General features: G+C 70.1%; 20 protein-coding genes and 1 pseudogene. 11 read left to right on the top strand and 10 right to left on the bottom strand.

Annotated features, from left to right (window positions below; all coding sequences use genetic code 11):
* A complete protein-coding gene (locus NRY95_21745) occupies nt 1–351 on the top strand; it encodes a DUF3147 family protein (GenBank protein UYC16263.1) in 351 nt (116 codons plus the stop codon).
* Nucleotides 352–545: 194 nt separating this feature from the next.
* Here the strand turns inward: NRY95_21745 and NRY95_21740 are convergent, their stop codons facing one another.
* Nucleotides 546–1,007 carry a thioredoxin family protein gene (locus NRY95_21740; protein ID UYC16262.1) on the bottom strand — a complete coding sequence of 154 codons (462 nt, stop codon included), beginning with the start codon at nt 1,005–1,007 and terminating at the stop codon, nt 546–548.
* A 126-nt stretch (nt 1,008–1,133) separates the two neighbouring features.
* Here NRY95_21740 and NRY95_21735 point away from each other — a divergent pair, with 126 nt between their 5' ends.
* Nucleotides 1,134–1,886, top strand: coding sequence for a pseudouridine synthase (locus NRY95_21735; GenBank protein UYC16261.1), 753 nt, complete (start codon nt 1,134–1,136; stop codon nt 1,884–1,886).
* Nucleotides 1,887–2,138: 252 nt separating this feature from the next.
* Here NRY95_21735 and NRY95_21730 read toward each other — a convergent pair whose 3' ends face one another.
* Nucleotides 2,139–2,672, bottom strand: a complete 534-nt coding sequence (locus tag NRY95_21730) for a DUF2059 domain-containing protein (GenBank protein ID UYC16260.1) — start codon at nt 2,670–2,672, stop codon at nt 2,139–2,141.
* Nucleotides 2,673–2,862: 190 nt separating this feature from the next.
* Here NRY95_21730 and arfB point away from each other — a divergent pair, with 190 nt between their 5' ends.
* Both arfB and NRY95_21720 read left to right on the top strand, forming a co-directional pair.
* On the top strand, nt 2,863–3,294 hold the full coding sequence (gene arfB / locus NRY95_21725) for an aminoacyl-tRNA hydrolase (GenBank protein UYC16259.1): 432 nt from the start codon (nt 2,863–2,865) through the stop codon (nt 3,292–3,294).
* Between the two features lie 3 nt (nt 3,295–3,297).
* Complete coding sequence (locus tag NRY95_21720; GenBank protein ID UYC16258.1) at nt 3,298–3,900, top strand: lysophospholipid acyltransferase family protein; 603 nt, start codon at nt 3,298–3,300, stop codon at nt 3,898–3,900.
* Between the two features lie 208 nt (nt 3,901–4,108).
* On the opposite strand, the gene NRY95_21715 is transcribed toward NRY95_21720, so the two are convergent.
* The 3 genes from NRY95_21715 to NRY95_21705 all read right to left on the bottom strand — a co-directional run bounded on the left by NRY95_21715 (nt 4,109) and on the right by NRY95_21705 (nt 8,961).
* Nucleotides 4,109–7,150 (bottom strand): TonB-dependent receptor, encoded by a 3,042-nt coding sequence (locus NRY95_21715; GenBank protein ID UYC16257.1) that lies wholly within the window; start codon nt 7,148–7,150, stop codon nt 4,109–4,111.
* Nucleotides 7,151–7,268: 118 nt separating this feature from the next.
* Nucleotides 7,269–8,315, bottom strand: coding sequence for a FecR domain-containing protein (locus NRY95_21710; GenBank protein UYC16256.1), 1,047 nt, complete (start codon nt 8,313–8,315; stop codon nt 7,269–7,271).
* Between the two features lies 1 nt (nt 8,316).
* Entirely contained in the window at nt 8,317–8,961 is a 645-nt protein-coding gene (locus tag NRY95_21705) for a sigma-70 family RNA polymerase sigma factor (protein UYC16255.1), read from the bottom strand.
* 279 nt (nt 8,962–9,240) lie between these two features.
* On the opposite strand from NRY95_21705, the pseudogene NRY95_21700 reads away from it, so the two are divergent.
* The 4 genes and pseudogenes from NRY95_21700 to lepB all read left to right on the top strand — a co-directional run bounded on the left by NRY95_21700 (nt 9,241) and on the right by lepB (nt 14,497).
* Nucleotides 9,241–9,762: pseudogene (locus tag NRY95_21700) on the top strand (cyanophycinase).
* Nucleotides 9,763–10,026: 264 nt separating this feature from the next.
* Entirely contained in the window at nt 10,027–10,992 is a 966-nt protein-coding gene (locus tag NRY95_21695) for an isoaspartyl peptidase/L-asparaginase (GenBank protein UYC18662.1), read from the top strand.
* Between the two features lie 294 nt (nt 10,993–11,286).
* Entirely contained in the window at nt 11,287–13,443 is a 2,157-nt protein-coding gene (gene dcp / locus NRY95_21690; protein ID UYC16254.1) for a peptidyl-dipeptidase Dcp, read from the top strand.
* 424 nt (nt 13,444–13,867) lie between these two features.
* Complete coding sequence (gene lepB / locus NRY95_21685) at nt 13,868–14,497, top strand: signal peptidase I (GenBank protein UYC16253.1); 630 nt, start codon at nt 13,868–13,870, stop codon at nt 14,495–14,497.
* Nucleotides 14,498–14,603: 106 nt separating this feature from the next.
* Here the strand turns inward: lepB and NRY95_21680 are convergent, their stop codons facing one another.
* Complete coding sequence (locus NRY95_21680) at nt 14,604–15,641, bottom strand: MBL fold metallo-hydrolase (protein ID UYC18661.1); 1,038 nt, start codon at nt 15,639–15,641, stop codon at nt 14,604–14,606.
* Between the two features lie 139 nt (nt 15,642–15,780).
* Here NRY95_21680 and NRY95_21675 point away from each other — a divergent pair, with 139 nt between their 5' ends.
* The gene (locus NRY95_21675) at nt 15,781–16,413 is read left to right on the top strand and encodes a TetR/AcrR family transcriptional regulator (GenBank protein UYC16252.1); all 633 of its coding nucleotides are present in this window, start codon (nt 15,781–15,783) and stop codon (nt 16,411–16,413) included.
* A gap of 103 nt (nt 16,414–16,516) precedes the next feature.
* On the opposite strand, the gene NRY95_21670 is transcribed toward NRY95_21675, so the two are convergent.
* The 4 genes from NRY95_21670 to NRY95_21655 all read right to left on the bottom strand — a co-directional run bounded on the left by NRY95_21670 (nt 16,517) and on the right by NRY95_21655 (nt 20,309).
* Nucleotides 16,517–16,867: a VOC family protein gene (locus tag NRY95_21670; protein UYC16251.1), complete on the bottom strand. Its 351-nt coding sequence runs from the start codon at nt 16,865–16,867 to the stop codon at nt 16,517–16,519.
* Between the two features lie 70 nt (nt 16,868–16,937).
* Nucleotides 16,938–17,672, bottom strand: coding sequence for a helix-turn-helix domain-containing protein (locus NRY95_21665; GenBank protein ID UYC16250.1), 735 nt, complete (start codon nt 17,670–17,672; stop codon nt 16,938–16,940).
* A gap of 84 nt (nt 17,673–17,756) precedes the next feature.
* Nucleotides 17,757–19,019: a cation:proton antiporter gene (locus tag NRY95_21660; GenBank protein ID UYC16249.1), complete on the bottom strand. Its 1,263-nt coding sequence runs from the start codon at nt 19,017–19,019 to the stop codon at nt 17,757–17,759.
* A gap of 321 nt (nt 19,020–19,340) precedes the next feature.
* A complete protein-coding gene (locus NRY95_21655; protein UYC16248.1) occupies nt 19,341–20,309 on the bottom strand; it encodes a LysR family transcriptional regulator in 969 nt (322 codons plus the stop codon).
* Between the two features lie 108 nt (nt 20,310–20,417).
* On the opposite strand from NRY95_21655, the gene aceB reads away from it, so the two are divergent.
* Both aceB and aceA read left to right on the top strand, forming a co-directional pair.
* Nucleotides 20,418–22,061 carry a malate synthase A gene (gene aceB, locus NRY95_21650; protein UYC16247.1) on the top strand — a complete coding sequence of 548 codons (1,644 nt, stop codon included), beginning with the start codon at nt 20,418–20,420 and terminating at the stop codon, nt 22,059–22,061.
* Nucleotides 22,062–22,186: 125 nt separating this feature from the next.
* Nucleotides 22,187–23,482 (top strand): isocitrate lyase, encoded by a 1,296-nt coding sequence (gene aceA, locus NRY95_21645; protein ID UYC16246.1) that lies wholly within the window; start codon nt 22,187–22,189, stop codon nt 23,480–23,482.
* Nucleotides 23,483–23,559 lie beyond the last annotated feature (77 nt).

Raw genomic sequence — 23,559 nt, 5'->3', positions numbered from 1 at the left:
ATGCCCTGGATCGTCGGCAAGTATCTGATCACCGCCGCGCTGGTGGTGGCGATTTCCGAAGTGGCGCGGCGCAGCGACCGGCTCGGCGGACTGATCGCCGCCTTGCCGCTGGTGACCTTGCTGACGCTGATCTGGCTGCAGTTGGAGCGGCAGCCGCAGGCCAAGATCGCCAACCATGCCTGGTACACGTTCTGGTACGTGCTGCCGACCTTGCCGATGTTCCTGGCGTTTCCGCTGCTGTTGCCGCGGCTGGGCTTCTGGTGGACGCTGGCCGCCTGCGCGCTGCTGACCATCGCCTGCTTCGGCGCATTGGCGCTGGGCGTGCGCCGCTTCGGGATCCAGTTGCTGTAGGGCGTGTCTTCATCCCCGAGCGGATCGCGCAGCGCTTGCATGTGCATGGGGCAGTACGAGAGAGGACGTGAACCCGCGCGATGACATGGCAGCGTGCGCATGCAGGAACGGCGCGACTTACGCGGAAATGACATGTCCTGGCACTGATACGGCTGCCGGTCGCCACCGGCAGCCGTCGCCGTGGATGCGGCGGCTCAGTGCCCTGCCGGTGCGCCGGCCACCTTGGCGAAGAAGTCGTAGATGCCCTGATCGCTCATTTTGCGCGCATTGGCCAGCTCGCCGGCCTTAGTGGTGTACAGCGTCTTGCCGTCGGCACCGACCACCACCGCGGCCGGAATGCCCTTCTGGATCGGGTCGCCGTAGGCCTGGCTCAGTTCGAGGTTGTGGTCGAAGTTGCCGACATCGATCTTGACCACTTCGAAATGCGCGTTCACCAGCGCGGCGTTCTTGGCCGTGTGCAGCGAGGCGTCGAGCGCGCGGCAGTCGCCGCACCAGTTGGCGCCGAAGATCAGCAGGGTCGGCTTGTGCGCCTTCCTGCCGGCGGCCAGCGCCTGCTGCACCTGCGCCTTGGCGTCGGCCGCGGCGTCGTAGGGCAGGTCCAGCGCATGCGCCAGCGGCACGACGGTCAGCAGCGACAACAGCAGCCAGCGTTTCATGGGGATTCTCCGCAGCGTGGGGGGAGGTCATCGTCGAGCCGCGGCACGGCGGCGTCAACGGCCTGGCGCGGGACGCTGCGTGGCGGGCGCATTGTGGCTTGCTGACGCGGCGCGGATAATCCGGCAGTGAGCGCCTCCCCCGATTCTTTGCAGATCCTCCATCTGGACCCGTTCCTGGCCGTGGTCGACAAGCCCGCCGGGTTGATGGTCCACGACAGCAAACTGGCCCGCGGCGAGGACGACTTCCTCGCCGATCGCCTGCGTGAGCAGTTGCGCCGCCCGATCTTCCTGGTGCACCGGCTCGACCGCGCCACCAGCGGCTGCCTGCTGCTGGCCTTCGACCGCGACACCGCCAGCGCGCTGGGCAAGGCGCTGATGGGCGGGGAGGTCGGCAAGGACTACCTGGCGATCTGCCGCGGCTGGCCGGCCGAGGAGCGCTTCGAGGTCGACCACGACCTCGACGGCGGCCCCGGCAAGCCGCTGAAGAAGCCGGCGCAGACCCGCTTCCAGCGCCTGGCCTGCGGCGAGCTGCCGGTGCCGTCGGGCGAGTTCGGCACCTCGCGCTACGCGCTGCTGCGCTGCAGCCCGCTGACCGGGCGCTTCCGCCAGATCCGCCGCCACCTCAAGCACCTGTCGCACCATCTGATCGGCGACACCAGCCATGGCGACGGCCGCCACAACCGGATCTTCCGCATGCAGGGCGTGCACCGCATGCTGCTGCACGCCGAGCGGCTGACCTTCCCGCATCCGGACGGGCGCCGGATCGAGGTGAACGCACCGCTGGATGCGGAGTTCGTGCGCGCGTTCGGCTTGTTCGGCTGGTCGGCGGCGCCGTGGTTACCGGGTGGTGCGGCGGTGCGTGACCAAGTGACTGGCTAGCGCCGCTTCCGTCGCCGCGGGAGTCCTGTGGGAGCGACTTCAGTCGCGACGGGCATTACCGGAAACGCCTGTCGCGACTGATGGCCCAAGGCCATTGCAGGTTGCATGGTTCGATCGGAAATATTCCAGGCGGGCTTGGACGATGTGGGCCTGGAGCTGCGCCGACGCCGGTAAGACTGCCGCTTCGTTCGTCGCGACTGAAGTCGCTCCCACAGGGAGGCGAGGCGCTGCCCAGTCGCCCTCGCGGCAGGTCTACGGCTTCGCCGCCGCCGGCGCGTCGACGGTCTGTTCCAGGTCCTTCTGCAGGTCGGCGAACAGCGGGGTGATCTTCTGCTGGACAGCGCCCATCAGGTTCTGCATCAGCTGCGGGGTCTTGTCGAGCATGCTCTGCCCGGCCGGGCTCTCGTAGAACTCGGCCATCGCCAGCACGTCCTGCCTGGAGAACGACTGCTTGTACAGGTTCACGTACAGCGGGCGCATTTCCTGCCACGACAGCGCCTTGCGCACGGTGGCCTGGGTGCGCTCCTGGATCTGCTGCACCTTCTGCTGCTGCACCGCGTCGAGCGGGTGCTGCGCGGTCAGCTGCGCGAATTGCTGGCGTTGCATCGCCTCGATCTGCGGCAGCATGCTGTCGAGCATGTTCTGCGCGCGCGAGGCCGACAGCAGGCGGTTGACGTCGCCGTCGCTGGGCGGCTCGGCCAGCGCGGAGCCTGCGGCCAGGGCCAGCAGCGCGGCCAGCAGCAGGCGCTGCGGCCAGCGACGGGAAAGGAGCGGGGTCGGGTTCATCGAGCGTCCTGCAAGGCTATGACCGGCGGCCAGGATACGGGAATCGCCGCGGCCCCGCCGTCTGCGCCGACCCGCGTGGCCGGCCGCGGTTCGGCTCCGCGCCGCGGCCACCGGCGCTGCCCGGGTCTTCACAGTGCGGACGCGCACCCTGGAAAATCAAGCCGTCTGGCGGATGCCCTACAATTCGCGGATGGGTACCGGGGCCATCCACATCTCGAACAGCCTGGCGATTCCGGAAAGCGAAATCGTCGAGCGCTTCGTGCGCGCCAGCGGCGCGGGCGGGCAGAACGTCAACAAGGTCTCCACCGCGGTGGAGCTGCGTTTCGATCTGGCCGGCTCGCCGTCGCTGCCGGAGCCGTTGCGTGCGCGGCTGCTGGCGCGGCGCGACCGCCGCATCACCGCCGAGGGCGTGCTGGTGATCGACGCGCAGCGCTTCCGCACCCAGGACCGCAACCGCGACGATGCGCGCCAGCGCCTGGCCGAGTTCATCGCCGCCGGGCTGTCGGTGCCGAAGCGGCGCATCGCCACCAAACCCTCGCATGGCGCCAAGCTGCGGCGCCTGGATGCCAAGCGCGAGCGCAGCCAGATCAAACGCGGCCGTTCGCCCGGCCGCTGGGAGTGACTTTTGAGCGAACGCGATTTTTCGTTGCCCACCGCGACCCCGAACATGCCGATGGTCAAGCCCAGCCGCTTCGGCCGCTGGCTCGGCCGCACCGCGCTGCGCCTGACTGGCTGGCGGGTGGTGGGCGAGTTCCCGGACGTGCCGAAGCTGGTGATGATCGTCGCCCCGCATTCGTCCAACTGGGACGGTTTCCTCGGCTTCGCGGTCAAGTTCGCGGTCGGCTTCGAGGTGCGCGTGCTTGGCAAGACCCAGCTGTTCTGGTGGCCGCTGGGGCCGCTGCTGCGCAAGCTCGGCGGCATCCCGCTGGACCGCAAGTCGCCGCGCGGCGTGGTCGAGCAGGCGGTGGCGCTGATCCGCGAAGCGCCGCGCATGTGGTACGTGATCACGCCGGAAGGCACGCGCAAGCGGGTGGAGAAGTGGAAGGTCGGCTTCTGGAAGATCGCCCACGGCGCCGAGATCCCGATCTTCCCGGTGTACTTCGACTACCCCAGCCGCACCGTCGGCCTCGGCCCGCTGTTCCACACCAGCGCCGACATGCACGCCGACATCGCCGCGATCCGCACCTGGTACCGGCCGTGGCGCGGCAAGCATCGCGATACGTTGTGAGGCCGGCCGGCACGTCGATGCGGAAGCCGCTCCTGCAAGATTGCGCCGACCGACCTGCAACTCATAGCTCGCGCAGTGCTGTGGGAGCGACTTCAGTCGCGACGGGCTCTACCGGTAACGCCCGTCGCGACTGAAGTCGCTCCCACAAGGTCGCCGCGACCTGCAAAGTGTCGAAAAAGCGCCACGCGCGGTGCCAGCGACTGCGCCGCTACAGCGCGCTGCCGCCGAACTTGTGCGTGTACTGCAGGTACAGGCTGCGGCCCACGGTGTCGAACCAGGACACGTCGTAGTACGGATACGACGTGTAGGTGCGGTCGCGCGTCGGCATCTTGTCGAACAGGTTGGTCACCGCCAGCGACAGCTGCGCATGGTCGCCGATGCGGTACTGCACCGAGGCGTTGTAGCGGTAGGTGGCGCCGATCCACGGGCTGTCGCCGCTGTCCGGGTCGTAGACCTGGTCGTAGGAATCGGAACTGGGCAGGCGGCCCAGGCGCTCGCCGTGCAGCGTCGCCGACCACGCCTTGCGTTCCCACGACACGCTGGCGCTGGCCTTGCTGCGCGGGATGTCGTAGCCGCTGTTGACCGCGAATTCGTCCACCATCGCTTCGCCGGCGTAGACCTGGATGTCGTGGCGGCGCACCCAGGTGTAGCTGCCGCTGAAGCGGAACGTGCCGATCGCGGTGTCCAGCCGGTAGTGGGTGCTGAGGTCGATGCCGCTGGTGCTCTCGCGGGCGATGTTGATCGGGTTGACGTAGACCCCGTACAGGTCGCCGTCGGCGCTGCGGGTGACCCGCGCCAGCGCCTGCTGGCAGGTGGTCGAGGCCGCATCCAGGTTGCCCAGCCGGCACTCGGATTCGTCGCGCAGCACCTGGTCCACGCGCAGGTCCTGCACCTGGTTGCGCATGTCGATGTCGAAGTAGTCCACCGACACGTCCAGCTCCGGTCGCGGCGACCAGACGAAGCCGGCGGTCCACGAGGTGCTGGTTTCCGGGTCCAGTTTGCGGTTGCCGCTGCGGCCGCGGATGATCGCCTCGTCGTTGTAGCTGCAGTCCTCGATCGCGACGCCGGGTTCTTCGCTGGCGCAGCGGTAGTAGTCCACGCCGGAGGTCTCGTCGTTGCCGGCGCCGGCGTAGATGTAGTGCAGGTCCGGCGCGCGGAACGCGGTGCCGTAGGAGCTGCGCAGCAGCAGTGTGTCCAGCGGCCGCCATTCCAGCCCGCCGCTGTAGGTGAACTTGCCCAGGGTGCGGCCGGAGAAACGGTACTGGTCGTAGCGTCCGGCCAGGCTCAGCGCCAGCGTCGACAGCACCGGCAGGCGCAGCTCGCTGGCCAGCGCCCAGCGGTTGCGGCTGCCGTGGCCGTCGGAATCCTTCCAGCTGTAGTAGTAGTACTGGGTGGCCAGCGGATCCGGACGCAGGTCGTAGCCCTGGTTGCCGAACTCGGCGGTGGCCGACAGCCCGGCGTCGCCGCCGGGCAGCGCGAACAGGCTGGGGTTGGTCACGGTGAACGCCGCGGTGTCGGTGCGCGAACGCGGCTGGTACACGCTGCGCTGGGCGATGCTGTCGTACTCGTCGCGGGTCAGCGGCGTGTACAGGCGCTGCGGGTCCGCGTTGAAGATCGGCAGGCCGGAATCGTCGTCCACGCCCAGCTGCGGGCCGAGGAACAGCGCATTGGCGCGCGCGGCGACGATCTGCGGCCAGCTGATCGTGGCCTGGTACTGCGAATGGCTGAGGCTGGCCTCGTAGTCCCAGTCGCTGGCCAGCTTGCCCTTGAAGCCGGTGGTCAGGCTGAAGGTCTTCTGCCGGGTACGGATGGTGCCGGCCTCGAGCCCGCCCATTTCCTCGGGGCTGAACTGGCGGCCCCAGGCCTCGATCTGGTCGGTGGCCTGGTTGTAGAAATAGCCTTCCTCGTTGCCGTCCGCGGCCATGTAGCCCCACTGGGTCACGTCGCGGTACAGCGACAGCTCGTGGTAGCCCAGCTGCAGGTCGGCGAACCACTCGGTGCCGCTGTCGAAGGCGTAGTTGAGCGAGGCGTAGGCGTTGATGCCGCGGCGCCTGTTGGTGATGGTGCCGTAGCCGATCGAGCCGCTGCTGCCGCAGAACGCGCCGTAGCCCGGGCGCGAGGCGTAGCCGGTGCTGCCGCCGTTGAGGCCGGACACCGCCGCGCAGGTGGCCGCGCCCGGATCCAGGTAGTTGTCGTCGTAGTCGGTGCGCAGGAAGGTGCGGCGCGGCACCTGCGAACGCTCGGTCGGGCCGTCCAGGGTGCTGTCCTGGCGGCTGCGCTGGTAGGCCCACAACGGGTTCTGCGTCTCCACTTCTGCGCCGAACACCGCATCGAACGCGCCGCGCGAGAAACCGCTGCTGAGGCTCAGGTTGAAGTTGTCGCCACCGCCGCCGCTGGTGGTGCCGAAGCGATAGTCCAGGGTGGTGCCGTCGGCGTGCTTCTTGAGGATGAAGTTGACCACGCCGGAGATCGCGTCCGAGCCGTAGATCGCCGAGGCGCTGCCGGTCAGGATCTCGATGCGCTCGATCATGCCCAGCGGGATGTTGGAGATGTCGGTGAAGTTGCTGCGGCCCTTGAACGGCATCGGGAAGTCGGCGATGCGGCGGCCGTTGACCAGCACCAGGGTGTGGTTGGGGCCGAGCCCGCGCAGGTCCACCTGCTGCGCGCCGGGCGAGAAGTCGGCGCCGCTGGCCGACTGCGGGCTCTGCGTCTCGCCGCCGTTCTGGGTCATCGCGCGCAGCACGTCCGGCACCGAGGTGAAGCCGTTGGCCTTGATCTGTTCGGCGCTGATCACGCTGATCGGCGCCGGCCCTTCCAGTTGCGCACGCGGGATGCGCGAGCCGGTGACCTGCAGCGTCTGCAGCTCGGCGACCGGCTCGGCGGGCGCGGCGGCAGGCCGGGTGGCGCGCACCGGCTGCGCGCGCGGCGCCGCCGCTGCCGGCTCCTGGCGCCGCACCAGCCAGGCGCCGGAGGCATCGCGCTGGGCGACGAAGCCGCTGCCCTGCAGCACGCGTTGCAGCGCCTGCGCGGTGTCCAGCGGGCCGTGCGCGCCGGCGCTGCGCGCGCCGTCGAGCTGGTCGGCGCGGTAGATCAGCTGCGCGCCGGATTGCCGCGCCAGCGCCTCCAGCGCCGCGCGCAGCGGGCCGGCGGGAATGTTCACCTGGCTGGCCGCGGCCTGGCCGTCGGCCGCCGCTTGCGCCTGCGCCGCGCAGGCGGTCGCACAGGCCATGCTCAGCAGCAGCACACGCATCGGATATCGCATCGCGTTTTCTCCCCTGACACAGGCGCAAGGCCACGCCCCCGCTAGACAGGACGAACGACCTGCGCAAATCCCCCCTGCCGCGATGCACGCCCGCGCATCGAAGCGCTCAGCGGCTGTGCAACAGCACCTGGTCGCCGCGGCGCTCGGCGCGGATCGGGAAGCCCTGCTCGAGCAGGCGCACGAACGCCTCGGTATTGGACCAGCGGAAATTGCCGCCCACGCGCAGCGCGCCGGCGCCGGCATCGGCCACCTGCAGCTTGACCGTGTTGTAGCGGTTGAACTCGGCCACCGCGGCCTGCAGCGGGGTATCGTCGAAGGTCAGATAGCCGTTGCGCCAGTCCAGCGCGCGTTCGGCCTCGGCAAGCGCGACCCGCCGCACCAGCACCCCGTGCGGGCCGGCCAGGGCGATGCTGCCGGCCGGCAGCAGGGTCGGCGGCGCCTGCGGGTTCGCCGCCGACTCCAGCCGCACCGTGCCTTCGGTGACCACCACGCGCAGCACGTCGGCATCGCGGCGCACCGCGAAGCGCGTGCCCACCGCCACCACCCGGCGCGCGCCGCTGGCGACCACGAACGGCCGCGCCGGATCCTTGCTGACCTCGAAGAACGCCTCCCCGCGCTGCAGGTCGATATGCCGCTGCGCGCGCGACAGCGCCACGTCGATGCGGCTGTCGCTGCTCAGCGTCGCGCGCGAGCCGTCGGCCAGCGCCAGCGGGCGCAGGCGGCCGGTGGCGCTGGCGTAGGCGACCGGTGCCACCGTTGCCGATTGGCGCCAGCCCAGGCCGAGGATGGCGCCGAGCAGCAGCGTCGCCGCCAGCGCCAGCGGCCAGCGCCGCCGCGCGCGCGCTGGCCGGCGCGGCGCGAAGCGCAGCTGGCCAAGGTCGGTCGCTGCGCCGGGAGCGGCGGCCGCCGCGTTGCCGCTCGCTTCGCTGTCGCTCCCTGCCAGCCCGCGCCAGCTGCCGCGTGGCGGAATGTGGCCGTCGCGCTGGCCCGCGCCCAGCGCCTGCAGCCGCCCGCTCTGCTGCCACGCCGCCTGCAGGCGCAGGAACGCCACCCGGTGCGCGGTGGCCGCCGCCAGCCACGCGTCCAGCCGCGCCTGCTGCTGCGGCGACCAGTCGCCGCGGTCGCAGCGCGCCAGCCAGGCCGCCGCGCGCAACTCAATCCGCCTGCTGTCCATCCCGTGCCCGTGCCTGCCGCGGCGCCGCGGGCGCATGCGCGCCGTCGCCGCCATGAAACTGATCGGCCAGCAGGCGCATGCCCTTGGCCACGTGCTTTTCCACGGTCTTCTCGCTGATGCCCAGACGCACGGCCACCTCCTTTTGCGACAGTTCCTCGACCCGCCGCAGCCAGATCACGCTGCGGCAGCGGTCGGGCAGGCGGTCGAAGGCGGCCGCCAGCCGTCCCAGCACCTGCCGCCCGCCGCACCAGCGTTCCGGCGACAGCTCGTCTACCAGGACGTGCAGCGACTCCAAATCACCCACTGCCTCGATCGACACCACCCGGCTGCGGCGCAGCCGGTCGGTCATCAGGTGCCGCGCGGTGGCGAACAGGAACGACTTGGGCAGGCTCGGCCGCGCCTTGCCGGCGGCCTCGTAGACGCGCACGTAGATCTCCTGGCGCAGGTCGTGCCATTCCTCGCGATGCGGCCAGCAGCGCCGCAGGTAGCCGCTCAGCGCCTGCTCGTGGACGAGGATCTCGTGGACGAACCAATCGTCGAGGGAGGCGGGCATGTATCCCACATTAGCCGATCGTCCGCCCGCGTGGCAGCGCCTGCGCGCCGCTGCGAAGCGGCACAACGGCATGGAGGGAAACCGCGCCGCCGTTCGTCCCCTGTCTGCAACGGGCCGGCAGGCCCGGTTCCCGTCCCGCCTCCCGAGGAGATCCGCATGACCCGTTCCGTCGGCCCGTTCCGGCCCTGGCTGGTGGCATTGCTGGGCCTGTGCCTGGCCGCGCCCGCCGCCGCGCGCGACTACCGCCAGTACCTGGTCGGCGATCCGGCCCTGCCCACGCCCGGCCCGGTCGCGCCGGGGCTGCTGCTGATGGGCGGCGGCGACCGCAACTACGATGCGCTGCGCTGGTTCATGGCCAAGGCCGGGCACGGCCACGTGGTGGTGCTGCGCGCCTCGCAAGGCAACGAAGTGGCCGAGGAGTTCTACCGCGATGTCGGCGGCGTGGCCTCGGTGGAGACCTTCGTGTTCAGCGGCCGCGGCGCCTCCAGCGATCCGGCGCTGCTGCGCAGCCTGGCCCGCGCCGACGGCATCTTCATCGCCGGCGGCGACCAGTCGCGCTACGTGCGCTACTGGAAGGGCACGCCGGTGGCCGCCGCGCTGGACGCGCACCTGCGCGCCGGCAAGCCGCTCGGCGGCACCAGCGCCGGCCTGGCGATGCTCGGCGAGTACCTGTACGGGGCGATGGACGGCGGCAGCCTGACCAGCGCGCCGGCGCTGGCCGATCCGCTGGGGCCGGCCACCACCATCGAGACCGACTTCCTGCACCTGGACCTGCTCAAGCGCGTCATCACCGACACCCACTTCAAGGAGCGCGACCGGCTCGGCCGGCTGTTCGCGTTCCGCGCCAAGGCAGCGACGCTGGCCCCGGCCGGGCAGCCGCTGATCGGCCTGGGCGTGGACGAGAGCGCCGCCGTGGCGGTGGAAGGCGACGGCAGCGCACGGGTCTACGCGACCGATCCGCACGCCGGCGCCACCGTGGTCGCCGGCCCGCTGCAACCGCCCACGCCGGCCGGACAAGCGCTGCAGGCCGCGCGCATCGAGACCGTCGGTGTCGGCCCCGGCTCCACCCTGCACCTGCCCGACGGCCGGGTCGATGCGCCGGTGTTCCATCGCTACTACGCGGTGCGCGATGGGCAAATGCGTGAGATTCCCGCCACCACCCTGGTGATCCACGGCGGTGCCGGGGTCGAGCGCGCCAGCAGCAGCGCCGCCGACCTGGCGCAGGCGCGCGCGGCGATGGAAACGGCCCTGCGCACCGGGCAGGGGCTGCTGGCGCAGGGCAGGCCGGCGGTGGACGCGGTCGCCGCGGCGATCGCGGTGCTGGAGGATTCGCCGCAGTTCAACGCCGGCAAGGGCGCGGTGTTCACCCACGACGGCCGCAACGAACTGGACGCGGCGATCATGGACGGCGCCAGCGGCAAGGCCGGTGCGGTGGCCGGCGTGCATCGGGTGAAGAACCCGATCCAGCTGGCGCGCGCGGTGATGGACCAGTCCGAGCACGTGATGCTGGTCGGCGACGGCGCCGAGGCGTTCGCGCGCCAGCACGGGGTGACCCTGGTCGATCCGTCCTACTTCCGCACCGACAAGCGCTGGAAGCAGCTGCAGCAGGCGCTGAAGGAAGAGGCGAACAAGCAGGCGCACGCCGACCTGGAGACCGCCAGGCACTTCGGCACGGTTGGCGCGCTGGCGCTGGACACGCAGGGCCGGCTGGCCGCGGGCACCTCCACCGGCGGCATGACCAACAAGCGCTACGGCCGCGTCGGCGATTCGCCGATCATCGGCGCCGGCACCTATGCCGACAGCCGCTGCGCGGTGTCCGGCACCGGCTGGGGCGAGTACTACATCCGTGCGGTGGCGGCCTACGACATCTGCGCGCGGGTCAAGTACGCCGGGCAGAGCCTGGCGCAGGCGGCCGAGGCGGTGATCGACCAGCAGATCCCCAAGGCCGGCGGCGACGGCGGCGCGATCGCGCTCGGCGCCGACGGCAGCGTCGCCTTCCCGTTCAACACCGAGGGCATGTACCGCGGCTGGATCGGCGCCGACGGCGTGCCGCACGTGGCGATCTTCAAGGACGAGGCGCTGCCGCTGCCCGGGGCGCTGTAGTCCATGTGCCGGCCGGCTGGCGATCGCCAGCCGGACCATGTCTCCCGGGCAAGCCCCGTCGCGACTGAAGTCGCTCCCACAAGGAGCCTCGCTGTTGCTGCCATGTCGGCCAAGCCCACTGTGGGAGCGACTTCAGTCGCGACGCGCCAAGCCTTCAACCCAGGCCGCTGCTGCCGCCATCGCCAACCTGACCCACGGGCCCACCCCCAGATCCAATGGCACATGCCCGCCCCGCGCAAACCGCGTAGCGTGCGCGGCTGCCCCGCCACCATGTCCCTGTCAGGAGTTCCACCCATGTCGCGTACCGTCGTTCTGGCCGCCGCCATCAGCCTGGCGCTGGCCGCCTGTTCCGGTAAGGAGTCCACGCCCGTGCCCGCCGCCCCCGCCGCTTCGCAGTCCCCCGCTCCCGCCGCCGCCAATCCGCTGTTGAGCGCCAGCACGCTGCCGTTCCAGGCGCCCCCGTTCGACAAGATCAAGGACGCCGACTACCTGCCCGCCTTCGAGGAGGGCATGAAGCAGCACCTGGCCGAGATCCGCAAGATCGCCGACAACGCCGAGCCGGCCACCTTCGCCAATACCATCGAGGCGATGGAGCGCAGCGGCCAGACCCTGAGCCGGGTCCAGCGGATCTTCTTCGGCCTGGTCCAGGCCGACACCAACGACGAGCGCCAGAAGATCCAGGAAGCGGTGGCGCCGAAGCTGGCCGCGCACCAGGACGAGATCAGCCTGGACCCGAAGCTGTTCGCGCGGATCAAGACCATCTACGACCAGCGCGACACGCTGAACCTGGAGCCGGAGCAGAAGCGCCTGGTCGAGCGCGACTACGAGGAATTCGTGCGCGCCGGCGCGCAGCTGTCCGATGCCGACAAGGCCACGCTGCGCAAGCTCAACGTCGAGGAAACCACGCTGGCCACCCAGTTCCACACCAAGCTGGTCGCGGCCACCGCTGCCGGCGCGGTGGTGGTGGACGACAAGGCCAAGCTCGACGGCCTGTCCGAGGGCGACATCGCCTCGGCCGCGCAGGACGCCGCGGCGCGCAAGCTCGACGGCAAGTATTTGCTGGCGCTGCAGAACACCACCCAGCAGCCGGTGCTGGCCTCGCTGAAGGACCGCGCGCTGCGCACCCAGGTGATGGCCGCCTCGCAGTCGCGCGCCGAGAAGGGCGACGCCAACGACACCCGCCAGACCATCCAGCGCCTGGCCCAGCTGCGCGCGCAGAAGGCCAAGCTGCTCGGCTTCGACAGCTACGCCGCCTACAGCCTGGGCGACCAGATGGCCAAGACCCCGGCCGCGGCGCTGAAGCTGCTCACCGACACCGTGCCGGCCGCCACCGCCAAGGCGCGCAGCGAGATCGCCGAGATGCAGAAGGTGATCGATGCGCAGAAGGGCGGCTTCAAGCTCGCCGCCTCCGACTGGGACTTCTACGCCGAGCAGGTGCGCAAGGCCAAGTACGACCTGGACGAATCGCAGATCAAGCCGTACTTCGAACTGGACAACGTGCTCAAGAACGGCGTGTTCTACGCCGCCACCGAGCTGTACGGCATCACCTTCAAGGAACGCACCGACATTCCGACCTACAACCCGGACATGAAGGTGTACGAAGTGTTCGACCAGGACGGCACCTCGATGGCGCTGTTCTACACCGACTACTACAAGCGCGACAGCAAGTCCGGCGGCGCGTGGATGGACGTGTTCGTCGAGCAGGACGGCCTCACCGGCGCCAAGCCGGTGGTCTACAACGTCTGCAACTTCACCAAGCCCGCACCCGGCCAGCCGGCGCTGCTCAGCTTCGACGACGTCACCACCATGTTCCACGAGTTCGGCCACGCGCTGCACGGCATGTTCTCCAAGGTGAAGTACCCGTCGATCGCCGGCACCGCGACCTCGCGCGACTTCGTCGAGTTCCCGTCGCAGTTCAACGAGCACTGGGCCTCGGATCCGAAGGTGTTCGCGCACTACGCCAAGCACTACAAGACCGGCGAAGCGATGCCGGCCGAGCTGGTGGAGAAGATCAAGAAGGCGCGCACCTTCAACCAGGGCTACGCGACCACCGAGTACCTGTCGGCGGCGCTGCTCGACCTGGCCTGGCACACCCAGCCGGCCGACGCGCCGCTGCAGGACGTGGACAAGTTCGAAGCCGACGCGCTGAAGAAGTTCAAGGTGGACGTGGCCGAAGTGCCGCCGCGCTACCGCAGCACCTATTTCGACCACATCTGGGGCGGCGGCTACTCGGCCGGCTACTACGCCTACTTCTGGTCGGAAGTGCTCGACGACGACGCGTTCGAATGGTTCAAGGAGAACGGCGGCCTGTCGCGCAAGAACGGCGACATCTTCCGCGCCAAGATCCTCTCGCGCGGCAACACCGTCGACCTGGCCACCCTGTACCGCGATTTCCGCGGCAAGGATCCCAGCGTCGAACCGCTGCTGGAGAACCGCGGCCTGAAGGACTGAGTCGCGCTTCGCCGCCAGCGGTGATCGAGAACGGGATGGCCCAACGGCCATCCCGTTTTTCGTTGCGGCGGATGCGAAACGGTGGCGGCGACCCTGTAGGAGGGGCTTCAGCCCCGACCTCATCCGCAGCCGCGAGCAAGCGCGTTTCGAGCGTCATGGTTTCCCAAGCCGGCCGCCCACCGGCGCCGTGCCGCGACCGATGGTCTGAGGCCCCCGGAGCCGCTCTTACAGGGAGAGCATGCGATTGCCTGCTGGGTGCACTGCAGGAGAGGTTTCAGCCCCGACAGAACCCCTCCGCGCCCGACTCGCGGCGCCGGAACCGCCGCCCATGCCTTCCGTCACTGGCAGGCCACGCGGCCACGCGCGCACTGTCGCCATGGCATCGCGCCGCGATGCGCTCCCGCCCGAATCCCACAGGTGTCGCATGACCTCGACCGACCCGCAAGACTCCCGCCTGCACCGCGCCGCGCGCTGGACGCGCAAGGAACTGCTGCCGATCGCGGTCATGCTGCTGTTGCTGACCGCCGCGCGTTCCTCGTTCGCCAACCACTACGTGGTCCCGAGCGGCTCGATGCAGCCGACCCTGCAACCCGGCGACCGCGTCGCCGTGGACATGAGCGCCTACGGCCTGCGCGTGCCGTTCACCGAATGGCGGGTGCTTGAGCGCGGCCATCCGCAGCGCGGCGACGTGGCGGTGTTCGATTCGCCGCGCGACGGTACCCGCCTGATCAAGCGCGTGGTGGCGGTGGCCGGCGATCGCGTCGACCTGCGCGGCGGCCACCTGTCGATCAACGGCCAGCCGCTGCAGATCGGCAGCGATGGCGACAAGGAACGGTTCGGCGAGCGCATCGCGCAGCTGGACCTGGATGCCGGCGGCGGCCCTGACCTGTACGACGTGCGCGTGCCGCCCGGCAAGCTGCTGGCGGTCGGCGACCATCGCGGCGACAGCCTGGACGGCCGCTACTTCGGCTTCGTCGACGCCGACAGCGTCTACGGCCAGGCGCTGGCGGTGTACTACCGCCGCGGCGTAGGCCTGGAGTGGTCGCGCCTGTAGTCGCAGTGCATGGCGTGTCGGCCGCAGTGCGCGGCCGCCACGCGGTGTCAGCGTGCGGCTGCGCGCGGGCCAGCGCCCGCGGTCGCCGCGCCTGCAACGCAACGCCTCATCGCGCCGCCGCAGGAACCTCGTCCAGCGTGCGCCACCAGCGGTCGCCGGCGACCGGCGCGCTCAGGTCCACCCGCTCGCCCATGCGCGGCGTCGCCAGCGTCACCCCGGCCGCGACGGCCAACGCGACGATGCGCTCGAACGGTTCGTGCCAGGCATGCAGGGCCAGGTCGAAGGTGCCGTTGTGGATCGGCAGCAGCGTGCGCCCGCGTACGTCCAGGTGCGCCTGCAGGCTCTGCTCCGGCTGCATGTGCACGTGCGGCCACTGCGGGTCGTAGGCGCCGGTTTCCATCAAGGTCAGGTCGAACGGACCGAGCCGCTGGCCGATCGCCTTGAAGCCGTCGAAGTAGCCGCTGTCGCCGCTGAAGAAGATCTTCAGCGCGTGGTCCTGGATCGCCCACGAGCACCACAGCGAGCGGCCGCTGTCGAACAGCCCGCGCCCGGAGAAATGCTGCGACGGCGTCGCGGTCAGCGTCACCCCGTCCATCGTGGTCGATTGCCACCAGTCCAGCTGCCGCACCTTGGCCGGGTCCACGCCCCAGCGCAGCAGCAGATCGCCCACGCCCAGCGGCGTCACGAACACGCCGACGCGGTCGGCCAGGCGGGCGATGGTGGCGCGGTCCAGATGGTCGTAGTGGTTGTGCGACAGGATCACCCCGGCGATCGGCGGCAGATCGTCCAGTGCGATCGGCGGCGCATGGAAGCGCTTGGGGCCGGCGAAGGAGAACGGCGAGGCGCGCTCGGAGAACACCGGGTCGGTCAGCCAGAAGCCGCCGCGCAGCTTCATCAGCACCGTGGAGTGGCCGAGCCGGAACAGGCTATGGTCCGGCGCGGCCAGCAACTGCGCGCGGGTCAGCGGCAGCACCGGCAGCGGTCGCGGCGGCACGGTGTGCGCCGGTTTGTTGAACAGGAACTCCCACATCAGCCGCAGCGTCGGGAAAAACCCCAATGCGCTGGTCGCGGTGGGAACCGTATTGCGGAAACGCCCATGGCGGAACTGGGGCGAAGCCGCGTGGGGCGACGAACTGCGGGGCATCTGGCGGGCGGAGGCGAGCACGGTGGCATTCCAACAGGGTGGGGGACAGGCGGCCCCGGGACGGGTGCCGGCAAGAAATTACACTACACAGTGTAGTTTCCTTTGGAGAAAAGTAAACCGCCCGGTGTAAAATGTCCACATGTCCAGTCCCTCCGCCCCCGCGCCGGCCCCGGTGCGCCTGACCGAGCGCAAGCGCCAGGCCATCCTGGAGGCGGCGATCGCCGAGTTCCGCAGCCAGGGCTTCGACGCCACCAGCATGGACCGCGTCGCCGCCAGCGCCGGCGTGTCCAAGCGCACCGTCTACAACCACTTCCCGAGCAAGGACGCCTTGTTCGCCGAGATCCTGCGCGGGCTATGGCAGCGCAGCGCGGACACGCTCGACGTGCCGTATCGCGCCGACCGGCCGTTGCGTGAGCAACTGCTACAACTGCTGCAGCAGAAGCTGCGGCTGCTCGACGATCCGGCCTTCGTCGACCTGTCGCGCGTGGCCATCGCCCAGGGCGTGCACTCGCCCGAGCGCGCCCGCGAACTGATCGCGCAACTGGGCAGCAAGGAAGAGGGCACCACGGTGTGGATCCGCGCGGCCCTGGCCGACGGCCGCCTGCAGCCGCTGGATCCGGAATTCGCCTCGCAGCAGCTGCAAGGCCTGGTCAAGGGCTTCGCGTTCTGGCCGCAGATCGCCATGGGCCAGCCGGCATTGAGCGCCGCGCAGCAGGCGCAGGTGGCGGAGTCGGCGGCGGACATGTTCTTGCGGCACTACGCCCGCGACTGAGTGCGGTGTGCGTGCGGCGTGCTGTTGCGCCATTACGCGGTTGACGATCGGCGGCGGTGCCGCAAACGCGCAGCGGCCTCTGCGCCGCAGTGTTGTCCAGCCGTCAGCCTTCCGACCACACAGCCAGCTCGTAACCGTCCTGGTCGGCGAAATGGAAGCGGCGACCGCCGGGGAATTCGAACAGCGGGCGGACGATGCGGCCGCCGGCGGCTTCGATGCGCGCCTGGGTGTCGGCCAGGTCGTTGGAGTACAGCACCACCAGTGCGCCGCCGGGTTGCGCGGTGCCGTGGAAGAAGCCGCCGGTGAGGCGGCCGTCGCGGAATTCGCAGTAGTCCGGACCGTAGTCCTGGAAGGTCCAGTCGAAGGCCTGGCCGTAGAAGGCCTTGGCCGCGGCGATCGAGGCGACGGCGAATTCCAGGTAGTCGATGCGGTGCTGCTGGTCGGCGCGGCTCATGGCGGGCTCCGTGGAAAGGGCCGCCAGTATCCATCGCGGCGCCGCTGCCGGCTTGGCGAAAACGGCCAGCTCAGCGCGCGTGCTGCTGCACCAGGTCGCGCGGGCTGAGGCCGGTTAGCTGGCGGCTGTCGCGGACCAGGTGTGGGGCGTCGCCGTAGCCGGCCTCCAATGCCGCCGCGGTCAGCGTGGCGTGGCCGCGGGCGATGCGCAGGAAGCGCTGCAGGCGCAGGATGCGTTCCAGGGTCTTGGCGCCGTAACCGAACGCGTCCTGGCAGCGGCGCCGCAGCGAGCGTTCGCTGATGCCCAGGCTGCGCGTGAGTTCGGTCATGCGCGGCGCATCGTCGCCGGCCAGTTGCGCGAACACCCAGGCCATCGGCTGGTCCGCCACGAGTGGACGGCTGGCGCATAGCGCATGCAGCAACGCCAGCGGTTCGGTGCTGTCTTCGAGCCGCGTTTGCCAGGCGCGGCCGCGGCCGCCCCACAACGCGTCCAGCGCGACGCGTTGGTCGGCGACGGCATGCAGCGGCACGCCGAGCAGGCTGGCGCCCGCGCCGGCGGCCAGGCGCACCCCGCTCAGCAGGCTGCCCGGCGTCAGCGCCACGCTGCTGGCGCCGCGGTCCGGCCCGGCCACGAACAGGACGCGTCCGTCCCAGATCAGGTCCACGCAGCCATCCGGCAGTACCTGCGTCGGCAGCGGATCGGCATCGCCCTGGCGAAAGCGCCAGCTGCAGCGCAGGCGATCGCGCAACGCCGGCGGCGCGTCGATTTCGGCGTAGCGGGAAGACAGGGGCAAGGCGCTGGTCATCGAACGGTCGGCGATGCGTCGCACATTACGGCATGCGCCGCTGCCCTATGGCGTTGTGCGTCCTTCGCGCATGCCGCGCGTCGCTCAGCGATGGGAGTGGCCCGCGTCCAGCGCGTCGGCGCCGGACGCGTGTCGCTCCCGGTGGAACCACGCCACCATCGGCGAGGCCATCAGCGTGGTGACCAGGGTCATCCCGAACAGCAGGGTGAACAGGTCCGGGCCGATCACGCCGCTGTCCAGGCCGATCTTGATCACCACCAGTTCCATCAGGCCGCGCGCGTTCATCAGCGAGCCCACGGTCAGGCTGTCGCGCCAGTCGTGGCCGCTCAGGCGTGCGCCCAGGGTGCAGCCGACCAGCTTGCCGAGCACCGCCACGCCGACCACCAGCACGAAGCCGGCGAGGCCGGCGCCGGCGAAGACGCTGGGGCTGGTGGCCTGGCCGGCGACCGCGAACAGCACCGGCATCAGCAAGGTGATCGCCAGCGGCTCGATGCGCCCGGCCAGGTGTTCCAGCAGGCGGTCCTCGCGCGGCAGGCAGATGCCGAACAGGAATGCGCCGAAGATGGCATGCAGGCCGATCCATTCGGCCGCGGCCGCACACGCCAGCAGGCCGATCAGCACCCATACCAGCGCGGTCGAAGCATAGCGGCCGTCGCCGACGCGGGGCCTCAGCAGGCGCGCATAGAGCGGACGCAGCGCGCCGAACACCACGGCGATCAGGGCCAGCGCGCCGACCGCGGTGAAGCCGACGCCGCCGTGCGCGTTGCCGCCGGTCAGGGTCAGCACCACTGCCAGAAAAATCCACACCGTCGCGTCGTCGATCACCGCCGCGCCCAGCGCCAGCCGGCCGGCCGGCGTGCGCGTCATGTTGCGGTCCTTGAGGATCCGCGCCAGCACCGGAAACGCGGTGACCGACATCGCCGCGGCGATGAACAGCGCGAACGGCCAGAAGCCGATGCCGTGCGGCGCGAAGCGCGGATACAGCCACGGCGCCGCGGCCACGCCGAGCAGCAACGGCAACGCGATGCCGGACACGCCGACCGTCACCGACGAGCGCACCTGCGCCTTGGTGCCTTCCGGCGCGCGCAGCTCCACGCCGACGATGAACATGAAAAGCACCACGCCGATGTTGGCCAGGCCGGACAGCGGCGGTAGGCTGGCGGAGGCGAACAAGGCGCCGTGCAGCTGCGGCAGCCATGCGCCGAATGCGATCGGCCCGAGCAACAGTCCGGCGGCCATTTCGCCGATCACCGGCGGCTGGCTGATGCGCTGCAGCAGCATGCCACACAGGCGCGCGGCGCCGAGGATCACCGCCAACTGCACCAGCAACAGCGTGGTTGGGTTCATCGCCTCAGTCCTTCGGTCGGATCGCGTCAGCGTGTATGTCGGGACGGCCGCGCTGTGCGCGTTCGTCTGCCCGGTTCCCCTCGACTGCCGGCCTGCCGCGCTTGGCGCGGACGGGGGGTCGCCGTGTCCGGCTAGTCTATGACGCTGGTGGCGCGCCCGTCAGCCGCTGCCGATGGCGGCGGGCAAGCACGGCCGGCAACCCTGTCTCGATCCTTCGGGGGAGTCGGGCCGTAGAGCGCGCGCGTTGCTGCAACACCCTGCGCGCAGCATCGTCGCTCCGACCCGAGAGACTGCAATGCGGATGCGCCTCGACGGCGCAGTTCAACGCTCCGACGGCCCGCTCTCGTCGTAGCCGCGCGCGGGGAACAGGTCCGGCTGGATCAGTTCGATGAAGGCGCGCGCCTGCGGCGACAGGTACTTGCCCTTGCGCACCACCACGCCGTAGCTGCGCGACGGGAAATAGTCGCCCAGCGAGCGCGTGGCCAGCTTGCCGCGGTCGGCCTCGGTGACGCAGATCGAGCTGACGATGGAGATGCCCATGCCCATCGCCACGTACTGCTTGATCACTTCCCAGCCGCCCACTTCCAGCGCCACCGTGTACGGCACCCGCGCCTGCTGGAACACCAGGTCGACCAGGCGGTAGGTCACCTGGCGCTTGGGCGGCAGGATCAGCGGATACGGCGACAGGTCGTGCAGGGTGAGCGTGGGCGTGTTCGCCAGCGGGTGGTCGCGCGGGGCGATCAGCAACTGCTCGAAGCGGTACACCGGCGCGTAGCTGAGGTCGGCCGGCACGTCGAGCATCGAGCCCACCGCCAGGTCCACCGCGTCCTCGCGCAGCAGCTCGGTGCCGTCGGCGCTGATCGCGTTGTGCAGGGTCAGGCGCACGTCCGGGTGGCGCGCGCGGAAGTTCTCCACGATCTTCGGCAGCAGGTACAGGATGGTGGAGCTGTTGGCGGCGATGTTCAGTTCGCCGGCGTCCAGCCCGCGCGCCTTCTCGCGGAAATCGGCCTCCAGCCGGTCCAGGCTTTCCACCAGCGGCTGCGCCATTTCGTACAGCAGCTGGCCCTCGCGGCTGGGGATCAGGCGCCGTCCGCTGCGCTCCAGCAGCACCACGCCCAGTTCGCGCTCCAGCGCCTGCAACTGCAGGGTCACCGCCGGCTGGCTGACGAACAGCGCCTCGGCAGCCCGTGAGACCGAGCCCAGACGCACCGTCTGGCAGAACGCGCGCAGCGGTTTCAGCCGGTCGGATTTGTAGGGAAAACGCGGAGTTGCGGTACCGCGCGTGGCCATGATGTGACAACTATAAGGTGTACTTATTTAATGCATTGATAAAACTGTATTGTCAAATACTTGCTGCGGCAGCACGGTGGCCTCCCGGAAACATCGAGGAACCCCACCATGTCGGCCGCCGCCTTCGCCGCTTCATCCCCGTCCGCCGAACGCTCCACCCCCGGCATCACCCTGACCGCCTCGCTGGCCGGCCAGGACGCCCTGCTGCCGCCGGCGGCGCTGGCCTTGCTGGTGTCGCTGCACCGGGCGATCGAACCCGAGCGGCAGGCGCGGCTGGCGGCACGCCGCGAACGCCAGGCCTGGTTCGACGGCGGCGGCCTGCCGGACTTCCGCGCCGACACCCAGGCGATCCGCGCCGGCGACTGGCGCGTGGCGCCGCTGCCGGCCGCGCTGCAGGACCGCCGCGTCGAGATCACCGGCCCGACCGATCCGAAGATGGTCATCAACGCGCTGAACTCCGGCGCCAAGGTGTACATGGCCGACTTCGAGGACTCGACCGCGCCGACCTGGCGCAACCTGGTCGCCGGCCAGCGCGCGCTGGCCGAGGCGGTGGCCGGCACCCTGAGCTTCACCGCGCCGCCGGCGCGCGACGGCAGCCCCGGCAAGCGCTACGCGCTCAAGCCCTACGACGAGCAGGCGGTGCTGATCGTGCGCCCGCGCGGCTGGCACCTGGACGAGAAGCATGTGCTGGTCGATGGCCAGCCGCTGGCCGGCGGCCTGTTCGACGCGGCGCTGTTCGCCTTCCACAACGGCCGCGCGCTGCAGGCCAAGGACCGCGGCCCCTACCTGTACCTGCCCAAGCTGCAGTCGATGGAAGAGGCCGCGCTGTGGGAGGCCGCGCTGTCGCACATCGAGGCGATGCTGGGCCTGCCGCAGGGCCAGATCAAGGTCACCGTGCTGATCGAGACGCTGCCGGCGGTGTTCGAGATGGACGAGATCCTGCATGCGCTGCGCGAGCGCATCGTCGGCCTGAACTGCGGCCGCTGGGACTATATCTTTTCCTACCTGAAGACCTTCCGCCGCCACCCCGACCGGGTGCTGCCCGAGCGCGGCCAGGTGACCATGACCCAGCCGTTCCTGAAGGCATATTCGGAACTGCTGATCCGCACCTGCCACCGCCGCGGCGCGCATGCGATGGGCGGCATGGCCGCGCAGATCCCGATCGGCCACGACGAGGCGGCCAACGAGCAGGCGATGGCGCGGGTGCGCGCGGACAAGCTGCGCGAGGTCAGCGCCGGCCACGACGGCACCTGGGTCGCGCATCCGGCGCTGATCCCGATCGCCCGCGCCATCTTCGACGAGCACATGCGCACGCCGAACCAGCACACGCTGCTGCGCGAAGACGTGCAGGCCGACCGCGACACGCTGATCGCGCCGTCCCCCGGCAGCATCACCCGCGCCGGTTTCGAGGGCAACATCGAGGTGTGCGTGCGCTACCTGGCCGCGTGGCTGGACGGCAACGGCTGCGTGCCGATCCACCACCTGATGGAAGACGCGGCCACCGCCGAGATCAGTCGCAGCCAGTTGTGGCAGTGGCTGCACGTGGGCGGCCTGCACCTGGACGACGGCACCGCGATCGACTTGGCGCTGTTCGACGCCTGCATGCGCCAGCTGCCGGCGCGCCTGGGCGAACGCGCGCTGCTGCCCGGCGGCAATCGCCTGGACGACGCCATCGCGCTGCTGGACACGCTGACCCGTAGCGAGGACTTGGCCGAATTCCTGACCTTGCCGGCTTACCAGATGATCGATTGATTGAACTGCGGGGATTCGGGATTCGGGATTGGGGATTCGCAACGGCGGATTCCGGTTTCGCCGATGCCGCTCCGTAAAACCGCCTCACCGTTTCATCGCCGTATCCATTCCGAGGAGAACGCAAGATGAGCACCACGTTGCAGACCGCCGAACAGATCCAGCATGCCTGGGACACCGATCCGCGCTGGGCCGGGATCACCCGCACCTACACCGCCGCCGACGTGGTGCGCCTGCGCGGCACCGTGCACGTGGAGCATTCGCTGGCCCGGCTCGGTGCCGAGAAGCTGTGGAAGTACCTGCACGAAAAGGACTTCGTCAACGCGTTGGGCGCGCTGACCGGCAACCAGGCGATGCAACAGGTCAAGGCCGGGCTCAACGCGATCTACCTGTCCGGCTGGCAGGTCGCCGCCGACGCCAACCTGGCCGGGCAGATGTACCCGGACCAGTCGCTGTACCCGGCCGATTCGGTGCCGGCGGTGGTCAAGCGCATCAACAACACGCTGCTGCGCGCCGACCAGCTGCACCACGCCGAGGGCAAGGACGAGATCGACTTCCTGCAGCCGATCGTGGCCGATGCCGAGGCCGGTTTCGGCGGCGTGCTCAACGCCTTCGAGCTGATGAAGGCGATGATCGAGGCCGGCGCGGCCGGCGTCCACTTCGAGGACCAGCTGGCCTCGGTGAAGAAGTGCGGGCACATGGGCGGCAAGGTGCTGGTGCCGACCCGCGAGGCGATCGAGAAGCTCAACGCCGCGCGCCTGGCCGCCGACGTGCTGGGCGTGCCGACGCTGCTGGTCGCGCGCACCGACGCCGAGGCCGCCGACCTGGTGACCAGCGACATCGACCCCAACGACCGCCCGTTCACCACCGGCGAGCGCACCGTCGAAGGCTTCTTCAAGACCAACAAGGGCCTGGACCAGGCGATCAGCCGCGGCCTGGCCTACGCCCCGTATGCCGACCTGATCTGGTGCGAGACCGGCAAGCCGGACCTGGCGTTCGCGCGTCAGTTCGCCGAGGCGATCCACGCCAAGTTCCCGGGCAAGTTGCTGGCCTACAACTGCTCGCCGAGCTTCAACTGGAAAAAGAACCTGGACGACGCGACCATCGCCACGTTCCAGAAGGAGATTGCCCGCTACGGCTACAAGTTCCAGTTCATCACCCTGGCCGGCTTCCATGCGCTGAACTACTCGATGTTTAACCTGGCGCACGGCTACGCGCGCCGGCAGATGAGCGCCTTCGTCGAGTTGCAGGAGGCCGAGTTCGCCGCCGCCGAGCGCGGCTTCACCGCGGTCAAGCACCAGCGCGAGGTCGGTACCGGCTACTTCGACGCGGTGACCCAGGCGATCCAGCAGGGTCAGTCCTCCACCACCGCACTGAAGGGCTCGACGGAAGAAGAGCAGTTCCACGGCGAAAAGGCCGCCTGACCTGCAGCCGGGCAGCCGTTGCTCGCCGATCCCCATGGGAGGGACGGATAGCCCGGGTTCGCCCGGGCTTTTTTTGC

This window comes from Xanthomonas campestris pv. phormiicola (assembly GCA_025666215.1).
GTDB lineage: Bacteria > Pseudomonadota > Gammaproteobacteria > Xanthomonadales > Xanthomonadaceae > Xanthomonas_A > Xanthomonas_A campestris_A.
The sequence above is the reverse complement of the archived record's forward strand: the minus strand, read 5'-3'. Positions and strand labels throughout refer to the sequence as shown.